15 protein-coding genes are annotated in these 14,636 nt (G+C 61.3%); 6 read left to right on the forward strand and 9 right to left on the reverse strand.

The features are described 5' to 3' along the window. Window positions 1-719 precede the first annotated feature (719 nt). The gene (locus CAF63_RS14990; protein ID WP_085685973.1) at window positions 720-1,073 is read left to right on the forward strand and encodes a hypothetical protein; all 354 of its coding nucleotides are present in this window, start codon (window positions 720-722) and stop codon (window positions 1,071-1,073) included. Window positions 1,074-1,160: 87 nt separating this feature from the next. Here the strand turns inward: CAF63_RS14990 and CAF63_RS14995 are convergent, their stop codons facing one another. The 3 genes from CAF63_RS14995 to CAF63_RS15005 all read right to left on the reverse strand — a co-directional run bounded on the left by CAF63_RS14995 (window position 1,161) and on the right by CAF63_RS15005 (window position 2,964). After that, entirely contained in the window at window positions 1,161-1,436 is a 276-nt protein-coding gene (locus CAF63_RS14995) for an HU family DNA-binding protein (RefSeq protein WP_003213368.1), read from the reverse strand. A 190-nt stretch (window positions 1,437-1,626) separates the two neighbouring features. Continuing rightward, entirely contained in the window at window positions 1,627-2,775 is a 1,149-nt protein-coding gene (locus tag CAF63_RS15000; protein WP_085685975.1) for an NAD(P)/FAD-dependent oxidoreductase, read from the reverse strand. Between the two features lie 21 nt (window positions 2,776-2,796). Next, window positions 2,797-2,964, reverse strand: coding sequence for a rubredoxin (locus CAF63_RS15005; protein WP_007954349.1), 168 nt, complete (start codon window positions 2,962-2,964; stop codon window positions 2,797-2,799). Between the two features lie 199 nt (window positions 2,965-3,163). On the opposite strand from CAF63_RS15005, the gene CAF63_RS15010 reads away from it, so the two are divergent. Together CAF63_RS15010 and ubiA are read left to right on the forward strand one after the other, a co-directional pair. Then, a complete protein-coding gene (locus CAF63_RS15010; RefSeq protein WP_085685977.1) occupies window positions 3,164-3,715 on the forward strand; it encodes a chorismate lyase in 552 nt (183 codons plus the stop codon). After that, window positions 3,715-4,605 carry a 4-hydroxybenzoate octaprenyltransferase gene (gene ubiA / locus CAF63_RS15015; protein ID WP_085685979.1) on the forward strand — a complete coding sequence of 297 codons (891 nt, stop codon included), beginning with the start codon at window positions 3,715-3,717 and terminating at the stop codon, window positions 4,603-4,605. Before CAF63_RS15010 ends, ubiA begins: the two co-directional genes overlap by 1 nt. Window positions 4,606-4,732: 127 nt before the next feature. On the opposite strand, the gene CAF63_RS15020 is transcribed toward ubiA, so the two are convergent. Further along, window positions 4,733-5,116, reverse strand: a complete 384-nt coding sequence (locus CAF63_RS15020) for a hypothetical protein (protein WP_085685981.1) — start codon at window positions 5,114-5,116, stop codon at window positions 4,733-4,735. A gap of 151 nt (window positions 5,117-5,267) precedes the next feature. On the opposite strand from CAF63_RS15020, the gene phoB reads away from it, so the two are divergent. From phoB to CAF63_RS15035, 3 genes are all read left to right on the forward strand, one after another. Then, window positions 5,268-5,957 (forward strand): phosphate regulon transcriptional regulator PhoB, encoded by a 690-nt coding sequence (gene phoB / locus CAF63_RS15025; protein WP_003229608.1) that lies wholly within the window; start codon window positions 5,268-5,270, stop codon window positions 5,955-5,957. Between the two features lie 74 nt (window positions 5,958-6,031). Next, window positions 6,032-7,318, forward strand: coding sequence for a phosphate regulon sensor histidine kinase PhoR (phoR, locus tag CAF63_RS15030; protein WP_256574522.1), 1,287 nt, complete (start codon window positions 6,032-6,034; stop codon window positions 7,316-7,318). 111 nt (window positions 7,319-7,429) lie between these two features. Then, window positions 7,430-8,770, forward strand: coding sequence for a hemolysin family protein (locus CAF63_RS15035; RefSeq protein WP_007954342.1), 1,341 nt, complete (start codon window positions 7,430-7,432; stop codon window positions 8,768-8,770). Window positions 8,771-8,897: 127 nt separating this feature from the next. Here CAF63_RS15035 and CAF63_RS15040 read toward each other — a convergent pair whose 3' ends face one another. The 5 genes from CAF63_RS15040 to pstA all read right to left on the reverse strand — a co-directional run bounded on the left by CAF63_RS15040 (window position 8,898) and on the right by pstA (window position 14,628). After that, the gene (locus CAF63_RS15040; protein WP_085685985.1) at window positions 8,898-9,794 is read right to left on the reverse strand and encodes a M23 family metallopeptidase; all 897 of its coding nucleotides are present in this window, start codon (window positions 9,792-9,794) and stop codon (window positions 8,898-8,900) included. Between the two features lie 208 nt (window positions 9,795-10,002). Next, on the reverse strand, window positions 10,003-10,959 hold the full coding sequence (locus tag CAF63_RS15045; protein ID WP_085685987.1) for a response regulator: 957 nt from the start codon (window positions 10,957-10,959) through the stop codon (window positions 10,003-10,005). Between the two features lie 189 nt (window positions 10,960-11,148). Further along, complete coding sequence (phoU, locus tag CAF63_RS15050) at window positions 11,149-11,910, reverse strand: phosphate signaling complex protein PhoU (RefSeq protein ID WP_007954334.1); 762 nt, start codon at window positions 11,908-11,910, stop codon at window positions 11,149-11,151. A gap of 71 nt (window positions 11,911-11,981) precedes the next feature. Next, window positions 11,982-12,815: a phosphate ABC transporter ATP-binding protein PstB gene (gene pstB / locus CAF63_RS15055; protein ID WP_065258233.1), complete on the reverse strand. Its 834-nt coding sequence runs from the start codon at window positions 12,813-12,815 to the stop codon at window positions 11,982-11,984. A gap of 142 nt (window positions 12,816-12,957) precedes the next feature. Then, window positions 12,958-14,628: a phosphate ABC transporter permease PstA gene (gene pstA / locus CAF63_RS15060; protein WP_064600499.1), complete on the reverse strand. Its 1,671-nt coding sequence runs from the start codon at window positions 14,626-14,628 to the stop codon at window positions 12,958-12,960. Between the last annotated feature and the right edge of the window lie 8 nt (window positions 14,629-14,636).

Genomic DNA, 14,636 nt, shown 5'->3' on the forward strand with positions numbered 1-14,636 from the left:
GACGCTTCTGAAAATACACCGGTATCTATTAACAAATGATTGACGACATTTGAAAACAACGAAAGTGCCATCAAAGTGATGGCCATTAGGAAATTAACTGAATTACAGTCCCGGGAAGACAGAATTTCTTGCGCAATGGATTAATCACTCCGCGTCTCATCCCCACAGCCATTTCCCGCGTTTTCCATGCTGTTTTAAAACACGGGACGCTCTGACTTAATCAAGAGGTTCTTCCGACACAAATCCGTTAAATACCTTGTTGGCGTGCCGGCCAATGTTTGCGTGCACTGACCAGGGAGGGTCACGACATCACGCCGCTTTCCCCTTCCGGCTCAGGGACAAGCGCATGTCTGAAGCTGTCAGTTCTGCGTGCCTCACGCTGCCGCTCCCTGCTGCTTACAACAACTGCAAGGTACTGGCGCTTGAGGATACCGACACTATTAAGTCCCCTTCATCCTTCTGCAGACTGGATGGCAAAGGTATAACGGACTACCGCGAGCACACAGATATTGGCTTGGCGCACGACGGCATTGCCAAGGTCCGGTTGGGGGTGCCTGGCTCAAATCAGTCAAGATTGCCCGGGCTGAGAGGAGTGTCGTCAAGCGGGGCGGTATCAAGGGAAAAACGGGGGACGTTACGCGTTAACTCTTTCGTCTGAGTCCAAAACCCGCATCGAAAATTCGGCACCCCCTTCGGAAGCCGATCAGGAGCAATAACTCATGGAATTGAAACCACTGTTTCTCACGGCACTGCTGTTGTTGCCTAATATCCAGGCGTCTGCGGATACCCCGCCGCTGGATGGCCATTATTATCTGCATGGCGCCATGGAAATGGGCGCGGAACTGCTGCTGCGCACGGACGGAACCTTTGACGCAGGCGTGGCGTATGGCAGCGCTGACGGCTTTGCCAAAGGTACCTGGCATGTCGACAACGGCACATTGACGCTGAAAAGCGAAACCAAACCCTCTTCCAGCAACGATTTATCCGCTTTGTTTGAGGATCTGCAACTCACCATCGAGCCCAATTGCCTGGCAGTGGATTTCGGCAACGGCAAAACCTGTTTTCGGAAATAATCCAGGCACAAAAAAATGGGCATCCGACCGCAATCGGTATGCCCATTTTTCATGCAGCGTGCCCGGCTGACCGGGCGTTCGCCGCGATTATGGATTGACGCTGTCTTTCAATGATTTGCCTGGCTTGAACGCAACGGTGTTGCTGGCCTTGATCTTCACCGGTTCACCGGTTTGCGGGTTTTTGCCGGTGCGGGCACCGCGGTGGCGTTGCAGGAAGGTGCCGAAGCCCACCAGCGTGACGCTGTCCTTGCGGTGCAGGGCGCCGGTGATTTCTTCGAGAACGGCGTTGAGAACGCGGTTGGCCTGCTCTTTGGTCAGATCCGCTTTTTCAGCGATTGCAGCGGCGAGTTCTGGTTTACGCATTAGTGAAGCCCCTTTGACGGTTTTTTGTTGTTATGTCCGTGCTGTTCTCGTTGGAACAGCGCCCAAGGCGCCGCAGGCTCTACTCTGCGGCAGACGGGAGTGAGGATGGCACGCGGTTAAGGGCGGCGCCAGTCTCCACGCGACCTTTGTGGGGGCAAAAGCGGGGTGATTCCGACAGAACGACCGGTATTTACGCCAGCAAGGCCGGAAGCTGTCTGTTCAGCGCGAGTTTTTCCATCACCGCCGCACCGGTCAGGGCATAACCGAGCAATTGCCCTTCGGCGTCGTGGCACAGCACTTTAATGTCGGCGCCCTGCCCTTCGACCGTCCAGACACCCTCGCGGCCCCGTGGTGGCGGCGAAACCACCAGCGGGCAAACCGGCGTTTTCACGGTGATCGGCATCGGCCCGTAGTTCACCACGGTTGGGTTGCCGGCCAGAGTCTGTGCCAGCGCTCGCGCACAACTCATGAGGGGCATGACGTACAGAAGATTCAGCCCGTCGACCTCGGCGCAGTCGCCCAGGGCGTAAATATTGGCGTGAGAGGTCTGCAAATGACGGTCGACCACCACGCCGCGATTGGTCTGGATACCGGCGGCCGCCGCCAGATCGATCCGTGGACGCAGGCCGATGGCCGAGACCACCACATCGCACGGGACAACCTGGCCGTCGGACAGGTGCGCTTCCAGCCCATCAGCGACTTTTTGCAGACGGGTCAGCACCGGGCCGAGGTGGAAACGTGCACCGAGGCTTTCCAGCCCGGCCTGTACCGCGGCAGCGGCCGCCGGATGCAGCAGGGTCGGCATCACCTGTTCGCACGGTGCAACCAGTTGCACCTCATAGCCACCAAGGATCAGGTCATTGGCGAACTCGCAGCCGATCAGCCCGGCGCCGAGCAGCAGCACTCGACGTTTGCCGGCCGCTGCGGCGCGAAAGCGCGCGTAGTCTTCGAGATCGTTGATCGGGAACACCAGATCCCCGCCATCGCCATCGATCGGCACGCGCACGGTTTCGGCGCCCCAGGCGAGGATCAGGTCACGATAGCTCACCGCTTCCTCACCGATCCACAACCGCTTGTGGCCTGGATCGATGCCGCTGATGCGGGTGTGAGTGCGGATCTCGGCCTTCAACTGCTCGGCCATGGCGCCCGGCTCGGCCATGCTCAGGCCGTCGGCGTCCTTGTTCTTGCCGAAGCCGGTGGACAGCATCGGCTTGGAGTAGGAACGACCGTCATCGGCAGTAATCAGCAGCAACGGGGTTTCGCCATCGAGTTTGCGAAACTCGCGGGCCAGGTTGTAACCCGCAAGCCCGGTGCCAACGATTACGACAGGTGCGCTCATGCCCTACTCCTCAGTGTGTTCTCAGTTGATTTCGATCATTTCGAAGTCCATCTTGCCGACGCCGCAGTCCGGGCACAGCCAGTCTTCCGGCACGTCCTGCCACAGGGTGCCCGGCGCAATACCGTCATCCGGCCAGCCGTCGGCTTCGTTATAGATCAGGCCGCAGACCACACATTGCCACTTTTTCATTCAGGTACTTCCTCAGGGTTCAGGCTTTAGCCGGCGCGGACGGTCGATGGTGCAGCGCTGCCGTCCGGCTCAGGGCGTTTTGTACTGATCGGGCCGGGCAGATGCAAGCCTGTTCGGCGCAGCGGCGACCCGGATCAATCAAACTCGCGGCTCGCCATGGTAAGCTCGCCGCCTCATTTGCTGCCAATAATGACTCATTGTGCAACACACAAACGCTCCGCTGTGGCGCCCGCAAAGCGAACTGACACCCCTCCCCGACACATCCACGCTCGACTGGCTGTTCGACGAAGGCTCCCTGACCCGCCGGCTGACGCGCCTGTCCGATGACGGCTTCAGCGTGACGCCGCTGTTCGAAGGCTGGCAAACCCTGCGCGACGACGAATGCGCGGCGCTGGACCTGGCCGAAGGCAGCGAGGGCTGGGTGCGCGAGGTGTATCTGCGCGGGCATGGCGAGGCCTGGGTGTTCGCCCGCAGCGTGGCGTCGCGCAGCGCATTGCAGGGTGACGGCTTGCACATGGATGAACTGGGCAGCCGCTCGCTGGGCGAACTGCTGTTCTGCGATCACGCCTTCCAGCGCCGCGCCATCGAAGTCTGCCATTACCCCGAACACTGGCTGCCTGAAGGTTCCCGGGCTGCCGGCCTGTGGGGGCGACGCTCGCGTTTCGACCGTGGGGCATTGAGCGTACTGGTGGCGGAGATATTCCTGCCTACGCTGTGGGAAGCCGTCCGCGCCCGTCCGGAGAACTGCTGATGTATCAAAGCCTGCTCAAATCCCTGAATCGCTTGAACCCGCGCGCCTGGGACTTCATCCAGCTGACCCGGATGGACAAGCCGATCGGCATTTATCTGCTGCTGTGGCCGACGCTCTGGGCGCTGTGGATTGCCGGTAAAGGCTCGCCATCCCTGGCCAATATCGTGATTTTCGTCCTCGGCGTGGTATTGACCCGCGCCGGTGGCTGCGTGATCAACGACTGGGCCGACCGCAAGGTCGACGGCCACGTCAAACGTACTGCGCAGCGGCCTATCGCTGCCGGCAGGATCAGTTCGAAAGAGGCGCTGGTGTTCTTCGCGCTGCTGATGGGCGTGAGTTTCCTGCTGGTGCTGTGCACCAACGCCGCGACAATCTGGCTGTCGCTGGGTGGTCTGGCGTTGGCGTTCACTTATCCGTTCATGAAGCGCTACACCTATTACCCGCAGGTGGTGCTGGGCGCGGCGTTCTCCTGGGGGATGCCGATGGCGTTCACTGCCGAGACCGGTGAGCTGCCGGCGACCGCCTGGCTGCTGTGGATCGCCAACCTGCTGTGGACGGTGGGCTACGACACCTATTACGCGATGACCGACCGCGACGATGACCTGAAGATCGGCGTGAAATCCACGGCGATCCTGTTCGGCGAAGCGGACCGGGTAATTATCCTGACCTTGCAGGCGCTGTCGCTGGGCTGCCTGCTACTGGCCGGGTCGAAGTTCGAGCTGGGGATGTGGTTCCACCTCGGTCTGCTGGTGGCGGCCGGGTGCTACGCCTGGGAGTTCTGGTACACCCGTGACCGGGACCGGATGCGTTGCTTCAAGGCGTTCCTGCACAACCACTGGGCCGGGCTGGCGATTTTCGTCGGGATCGTGCTGGATTACGCGTTGCGCTGATCCACAGAACCTGTGGGAGCAAGCCCGCTCCGGGCGGCGATCCGACGAAAGCGTTGGGTCAGTTGCCACATAGGCTGACTGAAAAGACGCCTTCGCGAGCAAGCCCGCTCCCACAGGGGAGTTGCGTTTATTTGTGCTCGTGCACCACGTGCCAAACGTCCTTCATGCCATCGCCCTTCATTTCTCCGGGCTTCTCATCCTTCACGAACGTATACAGCGGCTTGCCGTCGTAGGCGTACTGCATCATGCCGTCATCGCGCTTGATCACCGTCCATTTGCCTTCGGCCTTGGCGCCTGCGGGAGCCATCATCGGCGGCCAGTTCTTGGCGCAATCGCCGTTGCACATCGACTTGCCGCCACTGTCCTTGTCGAACGTGTAGAGCGTCATGCCCTTGTGGTCGACCATCATTCCGTCTTTCATCATGGCCGGCTCGGCCGCCATCGCCAGTCCAGGCAGAGTCAGGGCAGCAGCCATCAACAGAGCTTTAAGGGAAGCAGTCATTTGAGTCATGGAAACCTTCTCTTGTGGTTGTCAGGATTCGGACTTAGAGCTTAGTTCAGGATTCGCACAATCGCCGCCGGACTAAAATACTGTCACACGACTGCAATAATTCCGTTATCTAATGCGGCGCAAGACAGTTAAATGACAAGAGGATTAAGGCATGGTTGGCAGGAGCATTCTGATCGTCGACGACGAAGCGCCCATTCGCGAAATGATCGCCGTTGCGTTGGAAATGGCCGGCTATGACTGCCTCGAGGCAGAGAACTCGCAGCAGGCCCACGCCATCATCGTCGACCGTAAACCGGACCTGATCCTGCTCGACTGGATGCTGCCCGGCACCTCCGGCATCGAGCTGGCCCGCCGCCTCAAGCGTGACGAGCTGACCGGGGACATCCCGATCATCATGCTCACCGCCAAGGGCGAAGAGGACAACAAGATCCAGGGTCTGGAAGTCGGCGCCGACGACTACATCACCAAACCGTTTTCCCCACGCGAACTGGTGGCGCGCCTGAAGGCCGTGCTGCGCCGCGCCGGCCCGACCGACGGCGAAGCGCCGATCGAAGTCGGCGGCCTGCTGCTCGACCCGATCAGCCACCGCGTGACCATCGACGGCCGTCCGGCCGAGATGGGCCCGACCGAATACCGACTGCTGCAATTCTTCATGACCCATCAGGAACGCGCCTACACCCGCGGCCAGTTGCTGGACCAGGTCTGGGGCGGCAACGTCTATGTTGAAGAGCGCACTGTCGACGTGCACATCCGGCGCCTGCGCAAGGCCCTCGGCGACGCCTACGAAAATCTGGTACAAACCGTGCGCGGCACCGGCTACCGGTTCTCCACCAAAGCCTGAGCCGAGCGCCAGCCCCGTAGACAAGGACCGCATTTTCCGTGAACCAAAACTGGCATGGCACCCTGATTCGCCACATGCTGTTGCTGGTCACCGGCTGCCTGGTGATCGGCCTGATCACCGGCAACTACGGCTGGAGTCTGGCGGCGGGACTGGGCCTGTACCTGGCCTGGACGCTCAAGCAACTGCTGCGTCTGCACGAATGGCTGCGCCTGCACCAACCCGATGAAGCACCGCCCGATGGCTACGGCCTGTGGGGCGAGGTCTTCGACAGCATCTACCACCTGCAACGCCGCGACCAACGGGTCCGCGGACGCCTGCAAGCGGTGATTGACCGCGTTCAGGAGTCCACCGCCGCGCTGAAAGACGCGGTGATCATGCTCGACAGCGACGGCAACCTGGAATGGTGGAACCGTGCCGCCGAAACCCTGCTCGGCCTCAAGACTCCACAGGACAGCGGCCAACCGGTGACCAACCTGGTCCGCCATCCACGCTTCAAGGAATACTTCGAGCAGGAAAGCTACGCCGAACCGCTGGAAATCCCCTCGCCGACCAACGATCGCGTACGCATCCAGCTGTACCTCACGCGCTACGGCAACAACGAACACTTGATGCTGGTGCGCGACGTTACGCGCATCCATCAGCTGGAACAGATGCGCAAAGACTTCATCGCCAACGTTTCCCACGAGCTGCGCACCCCGCTGACGGTGATCTGCGGCTACCTGGAAACCCTGCTCGACAACGTCGAGGAAGTGAACCCGCGCTGGAGCCGTGCCCTGCAGCAGATGCAGCAACAGGGCGGACGCATGCAGACCCTGCTCAACGACTTGCTGTTGCTGGCCAAGCTGGAAGCCACCGATTACCCGTCGGACAACCAGCCGGTGCACATCGACACCCTGCTGCAGTCGATCAAGAGCGACGCGCAGCAGTTGTCCGGCTCGAAGAATCAGCGCATCACCCTGGAAGCCGACACCACCATTCTGCTCAAGGGCAGCGAGGCGGAACTGCGCAGTGCGTTTTCCAACCTGGTGTTCAACGCCGTCAAATACACCCCGGCTGAGGGCAACATTCGCATCCGCTGGTGGGGCGACGATCAGGGCGCGCACCTGAGCGTGCAGGATTCCGGGATCGGCATCGACAGCAAACACCTGCCGCGCCTGACCGAACGCTTCTACCGCGTCGACTCCAGCCGCAACTCCAACACCGGCGGCACGGGCCTGGGTCTGGCCATCGTCAAACACGTGCTGCTGCGCCATCGCGCACGGATGGAGATCAGCAGCGTGCCCGGTCACGGCAGCACGTTTACCTGCCATTTCGCTCCGGCCCAGATCGCTCAGGCACGGGTCATCAGCGCCGCTGAGTAATGCCGGACTAGGCAATCGCCAGGTCAGCCGCTACATTGGCTGACTTGCGCCTGCCTTTTCAGGTGCGGATTTTTCTTTCTTCGAATCACACGGAACCCGCAAAACTCCATCATGGACCCTTCCCCTGGCTTGTCCCTCGCAACAATATTCGCCGATTTCGGCATGATTCTTTTCGCTCTGATCCTGGTTCTGCTCAACGGCTTCTTCGTTGCGGCGGAATTCGCCATGGTCAAACTGCGCTCGACCCGGGTCGAAGCCATCGCTGAGCAGCACGGCTGGCGCGGGCACATCCTGCGCACGGTGCACAGTCAGCTCGATGCTTACCTCTCGGCGTGCCAGCTCGGTATCACTCTCGCCTCTCTCGGCCTGGGCTGGGTCGGCGAGCCGGCGTTTGCGCACATCCTCGAACCGCTGCTGAGTGCGGTTGGCGTGCAGTCGGCCGAAGTCGTCAAAGGCATCTCGTTCTTCACCGCGTTCTTCATCATTTCGTATCTGCACATCGTGGTCGGCGAACTCGCACCCAAATCCTGGGCGATCCGCAAACCCGAGCTGCTGTCGCTGTGGACGGCGGTGCCGCTGTACCTGTTCTATTGGGCCATGTACCCGGCGATCTACCTGCTCAACGCCAGCGCCAACACCATCCTGCGCATTGCGGGTCAAGGCGAACCCGGCCCGCATCACGAGCACCATTACAGCCGTGAAGAACTGAAACTGATCCTGCACTCCAGCCGTGGCCAGGACCCGAGCGACCAAGGCATGCGTGTGCTGGCTTCGGCGGTGGAAATGGGCGAGCTGGAAGTGGTCGACTGGGCCAACTCCCGCGAAGACCTGATCACCCTCGAATTCAACGCCCCGCTGAAAGAAATCCTGGCGATGTTCCGTCGCCACAAGTTCAGCCGTTATCCGGTGTACGACAGCGAGCGCAAGGAATTCGTCGGCCTGCTGCACATCAAGGATCTGCTGCTGGAACTGGCGGCGCTGGACCACATTCCCGAGTCGTTCAACCTCGCCGAACTGACCCGCCCGCTGGAGCGCGTGTCGCGGCACATGCCGCTGTCGCAGCTGCTGGAGCAGTTCCGCAAGGGTGGCTCGCACTTCGCCGTGGTCGAAGAAGCTGATGGCAACATCATCGGCTACCTGACCATGGAAGACGTGCTGGAAGTGCTGGTCGGCGACATCCAGGACGAACACCGCAAGGCCGAGCGCGGCATCCTTGCCTACCAGCCGGGCAAGTTGCTGGTGCGGGGCGATACGCCGCTGTTCAAGGTCGAGCGCCTGCTGGGGATCGACCTGGATCACATTGAAGCCGAAACCCTCGCCGGGCTGATCTACGAAACCCTGAAACGGGTTCCGGAAGAGGAAGAGGTACTGGAAGTCGAAGGCCTGCGGATCATCATCAAGAAGATGAAAGGCCCGAAGATCATTCTGGCCAAGGTGCTGATGCTGGATTGATTGGCTGATCCCAAACCCAGTCGATCCCTTCGCGAGCAAGCTCGCTCCCACTAGTACGATGCAAGACCTGTGGGAGCGAGCTTGCTCCGGGCGGCGTTCCGACGAAGGCGTCAGATCAGGCACCCCATCACTGCTTGCCCAACGCAAAGTTGGGCAACGCCCCCAGCGGCTGGTTGAACTGATACGGAATCGACACCAGCCCCCCTCCTGTATTGCGCTGCACCACGAAGTGCAGGTGCGGGCCGCTGCTGTTGCCGGTGTTGCCGGACAGCGCCAGCGGGCTGCCCACCGTCACCCGCTGCCCTTCCCGCACACTCACCGACCCTTGCTTGAGGTGCAGGTACACACCCATCGTGCCGTCGTCGTGCAGGATCCGCACGAAGTTGCCGGACGGATCGTTGCCGCGCCCGCTCTGGGAGTTCTCGGTTTTCACCACCACCCCGGCCCGCGCCGCGATGATCGGCGTGCCGACCGGCATGGCGATGTCCATCGCGTATTTGTTCTTCGGCCCGAAGTGGCTGTAATCGCCATTGGCGCCCTGGCTGAGGCGGAACGGCCCGCCACGCCACGGAAACGGATAGCGATAGCCCTGAGCCGCGCCAGCCGGGTCACCGAGGGAATACTGGAACATCGGCGTGTACACCAGCGGCTTGCCGCCGGACACCGGAGTCAGCAGCGCCAGCCGCGTATTGCTGCGTGCCGGCAGCACCCGGCGGATCGTTTGCGCCGGCGCGCCACGCACGTTGCTCAACCCGGTAAACGCCAGCGCCACCTCGACCGGCGCATACAGGTCGTTGCGCACGAACACCACGTCCGCGCCCTTCTGCTTCTTGATGTCGAGATAGACCTGGCGCTCGAGGCGCTCGACCATCCGGTCCTGAAACACGAACACCTGGGAGCCTTTGCTCGGACGGTCGCTGTACGAAACCACTCCGTTGGCATCGGTGGATTTGTAGATCGTCATGGCCACAGTCGAGGTGGAGGCCATGAACAGACCACAGAAAAACAGCAGGCGCAGGGGCATGGGCAAAAGTTCTGTCGAGTAAGGCCTGGGAATGAGCCTAGCAGCTCAAGCAGACCAGGCTAGTCGACAGATGTTTCAAATTGGCAGGTGCAGGAGATGGGTAGTGCATTTGATGACCCCTTCGCGAGCAAGCCCGCTCCCACATTTGAAATGCATTCCAAGGTGGGAGCGGGCTTGCCCGCGAAAGCGGCCTATCAGGCGAAGAAGATCAAGCGCCCGGAACGAAGTGCTTCTGCGCCGTGCCGCGGGCGATCAGGCGGGAGATGTAGTCGAGCTTCTGCGCGTCCTGGTCGACGAAGCGGAAGGTCAGTTGCAGCCAGTCGCTGTCGGGTTTCGGCTCGTGGGCGACGACGGCGTGCAGGTAGCCGTTGAGGCGGGCGATTTCGGCGTTGTCGCCCTGCTCCAGGTCCAGCACGGCGCTGTCGAGGATCTGCGGCAGGGTGTCGGTGCGCTTCACCACCAACAGCGCTTCCTTGATGCTCAGGGCCTTGATCACGCATTGCTGGGTGCCGCTCGGCAGGCGCAACTGACCCTGGCCACGACCACCGGCCGGAGCGCTGGAGGCTGACGGGGCTTTCACCGGCGGGCTGTTGAGCAGGCCACGCTGTGGCGCGGCGGCAGGTGCCGGGGCCGCAGCGGCAGGCTTGGCAAACGGGTTGGCCGCAGCAGCAGTCGGTGCGGAACCGACCACGGCAGCCTTGCCACCGGTCAACGCGCTCAGGGAGTCGTTGCCGAACGCCGAGTTCATCTTGGTCGGGGCGCTGTTCATCAGGGTGTCGAGCTTGCCGACCTTGTTCAGGGCCTGCTTGACCTTGGTCAGCAGTTGCTCGTTGGTGAACGGCTTGCTGACGTAACCGGTGACGCCGGCCTGGATCGCCTGCACGACGTTTTCCTTGTCGCCCCGGCTGGTGACCATGATGAACGGCATGGTCTTGAGGTTGTCCTGCTCACGGCACCAGGTCAGCAGTTCGAGGCCGGACATTTCCGGCATTTCCCAGTCGCACAGCACCAGGTCGAAGGCTTCCTTGGCCAGCATGGCCTGGGCCTTCTTGCCGTTGATGGCGTCCTCGGTGCGGATCCCCGGGAAGTAATTACGCAGGCACTTTTTCACCAGGTCACGAATGAACGATGCATCGTCCACGACCAACACACTGATCTTGCTCATCCAACACCCCTATTAAAATCCCGGCAAGCATAACGCTGGCTGATGGCACATTGCCAAAACTCTTCAGTCACGCCGGGACTTTTCGTTCGCGGGTGCTGCTTTTTAATTCGCTTTCCAATTCGGATCTGCCCATGAAAAGCAGAAACAAAAACGCCCGGCCAAAGGGCCGGGCGCTTTTCTCAGGCAATCTTACTTATCGTCAGCATCGCCCGGAACATTAGCGGTTTCGCCACTTGTCCCTTCAACTTCTTCCTTCATGCGCTTGAGGCCCATGTGGCGCACGTCGGTGCCGCGTACCAGGTAAATCACCAGCTCGGAGATGTTGCGCGCGTGGTCGCCGATCCGCTCCAGCGAACGCAGCACCCAGATAATGCTCAAGACCCGCGAGATAGAGCGCGGGTCTTCCATCATGTAGGTCGCCAGCTCGCGCAGGGCGGTCTTGTATTCGCGGTCGATGATCTTGTCGTACTGCGCCACCGACAACGCCAGATCGGCGTCGAAGCGGGCAAAAGCGTCCAGCGCATCACGCACCATGTTGCGCACCTGGTCGCCGATGTGACGCACTTCGACGTAACCGCGCGGCGCTTCGCCCTCTTCGCACAGCTGAATCGCACGACGGGCGATCTTGGTCGCTTCGTCGCCGATGCGCTCCAGGTCGATCACCGACTTGGAGATGCTGATGATCAGACGCAGGTCGGACGCCGCCGGCTGACGACGGGCCAGAATGCGCAGGCATTCTTCGTCGATGTTGCGTTCCATCTGGTTGATCTGGTCGTCGATCTCGCGCACTTGCTGGGCCAGGCCCGAATCGGCCTCGATCAGCGCGGTGACCGCGTCGTTGACCTGCTTCTCGACCAGCCCGCCCATGGCCAGCAGGTGGCTGCGCACTTCTTCCAGTTCGGCGTTGAACTGCGCGGAAATGTGATGGGTAAGGCCTTCTTTACTAATCATGTTGGCGTCCTTGGAGCGTCCGGTAAGGTGCGGCGGGCCGCAGCGTCAATTCTGTGAATAACCCGCAACTGTCAGCCGTAACGACCGGTGATGTAGTCCTCGGTCTGCTTCTTGGCCGGATTGGTGAACAGGGTATCGGTGTCGCCGAATTCCACCAGTTTGCCCATGTACATGAACGCCGTGTAGTCGGACACCCGTGCCGCCTGCTGCATGTTGTGGGTCACGATGACGATGGTGAACTTGGATTTGAGCTCGTAGATCAGCTCTTCGACTTTCAGGGTCGAGATCGGGTCAAGGGCCGAGCACGGTTCGTCGAGCAGCAGCACTTCCGGTTCCACGGCGATGGTACGGGCGATCACCAGACGCTGTTGCTGACCACCGGACAAGCCGAGTGCCGAGTCATGCAGACGGTCTTTGACTTCGTCCCACAGGGCCGCGCCCTTCAGTGCCCACTCGACAGCTTCGTCGAGGATGCGCTTCTTGTTGATGCCCTGGATGCGCAGGCCGTAGACCACGTTTTCGTAGATGGTCTTAGGGAACGGGTTAGGCTTCTGGAACACCATGCCGACCCGGCGACGCAGCTCGGCCACGTCTTCGCCCTTGCGGTAGATGTTGTTGCCGTACAGGTTGATCGCGCCTTCGACGCGGCAGCCGTCCACCAGGTCGTTCATGCGGTTGAAGGTACGCAGCAGCGTGGACTTGCCGCAGCCGGACGGGCCGATGAAGGCGGTCACGCGCTGTTTCGGGATGTTCATGCTGACGTCGTACAGCGCTTGTTTCTCGCCGTAGAACAGGCTCAGGCCCGGCACTTCGATGGCCACGGTTTCCTGCTCGAGGTTCAGGCTCTGCTTGTCGCGGCCCAGGGCAGACATGTTGATGCCGTGGGTATGTGTTTCGTGCTGCATGGGAGATCCCCTGTGCTAACAAATTCGGTTCATTTTTTGTGGGAGCCAGCCTGCTGGCGATTCAGGCAACGCGGGTCTCTGTGAATCCGCAGTGATGCCTTCGCGAGCAAGCTCGCTCCCACATAGAAATCAGTGCTGCAAATCAGCTGTCCAGCGCCTTGTACTTCTCGCGCAGGTGGTTACGGATGTACACCGCCGACAGGTTCAGGGTGGCGATCACCAGCACCAGCAACAGCGCCGTGGCGTACACCAGCGGCCGCGCGGCCTCGACGTTCGGGCTCTGGAAGCCGACGTCGTAGATGTGGAAGCCCAGGTGCATGATCTTCTGATCCAGGTGCAGGTACGGGTAGTTGCCGTCCACCGGCAGCGACGGCGCCAGTTTCACCACACCCACCAGCATCAGCGGCGCCACTTCGCCGGCGGCGCGAGCCACGGCGAGGATCATGCCGGTCATCATGGCCGGGCTGGCCATCGGCAGAACGATCTTCCACAGGGTTTCAGCCTTGGTCGCGCCGAGGGCCAGCGAGCCCTCACGCACGGTGCGCGGGATACGCGCCAGACCTTCTTCGGTGGCCACGATCACCACCGGCACCGCCAGCAGTGCCAGGGTCAACGAAGCCCAGAGCAGACCCGGCGTACCGAAGGTCGGTGCCGGCAGCGCTTCAGGGAAGAACAGACGGTCGAGCGAACCACCCAGCACGTAGACGAAAAAGCCCAGACCGAACACGCCGTAAACAATCGCCGGAACACCCGCCAGGTTGTTCACCGCGATCCGGATCACCCGGGTCAGGGTGTTCTGCTTGGCGTATTCACGCAGGTACACCGCCGCCAGCACGCCGAACGGGGTCACGATCATCGCCATGATCAGGGTCATCATCACGGTGCCGAAGATCGCCGGGAAAATCCCGCCTTCGGTGTTCGCTTCACGCGGGTCGTCGGACAGGAATTCCCAGACCTTGCTGAAGTAGAAACCGATCTTGGTGAACGTCCCCATCGCGTTCGGCTGGTAGGCGTGAACCACTTTGCCCAGACCGATTTCGATTTCCTTGCCGTTGGCATCACGAGCGGTCAAAGCATCACGGTTGAACTGCGCGTGCAGGTCGGCCAGACGGGCTTCGATGTCCTGATAGCGGGCGTTCAGTTCGGCGCGCTCGGATTCCATGTCCGCTTGCGCGGTGGCGTCGAGTTTGCCTTCCAGCTCCAGCTTGCGACCGTGCAGACGGATGCGCTCGAGGCCGGCGTTGATTGCGCCGATATCGGTTTTTTCCAGCGACTTGAGCTGCGCGGCGAGGCCGTTCACGCGGTTGATCCGCGCTTGCAGCTCAGGCCAGGCCGCTTCGCCTTCGGCGATCACCTTGCCGTCCTGTTTGACGTTGACCAGGTAGCCGTAGAAGTTGCCCCACTCACGACGCTCCAGCGCCATCAGCTCCGGCGGATTCTTCTGGTCGGTCAGCCACTCGCCGACGATCCAGGTGAAGTCGTTGCCGTTCAGGTCACGGTTGCCGACCTTGATCAGCTCACGGGTCATGAATTCCGGACCTTCGTCCGGCACCGGCAGGCCGGCGCTCTTCAGACGGGCGCGCGGCACTTCTTCTTTCTGCACCACTTCGCCCACGACCAGATGCTGGCCTTGGCCCGGTACGTCATAGCTGGCGTGGATCAGATCCGCCGGCCAGAAGTGACCCAGACCGCGCACGGCGATCACTGCCAGCAGGCCAATGGTCATGATGACCGCGATGGACACCGCGCCGCCGCTGATCCAGACGCCGGGGGCGCCGCTCTTGAACCATCCTTTCAGGGAGTTCTGTTTCACAGACTTCT

The sequence above is a fragment of the Pseudomonas sp. B20(2017) genome (assembly GCF_002113125.1).
In the GTDB taxonomy this organism is placed as follows: Bacteria; Pseudomonadota; Gammaproteobacteria; order Pseudomonadales; family Pseudomonadaceae; genus Aquipseudomonas.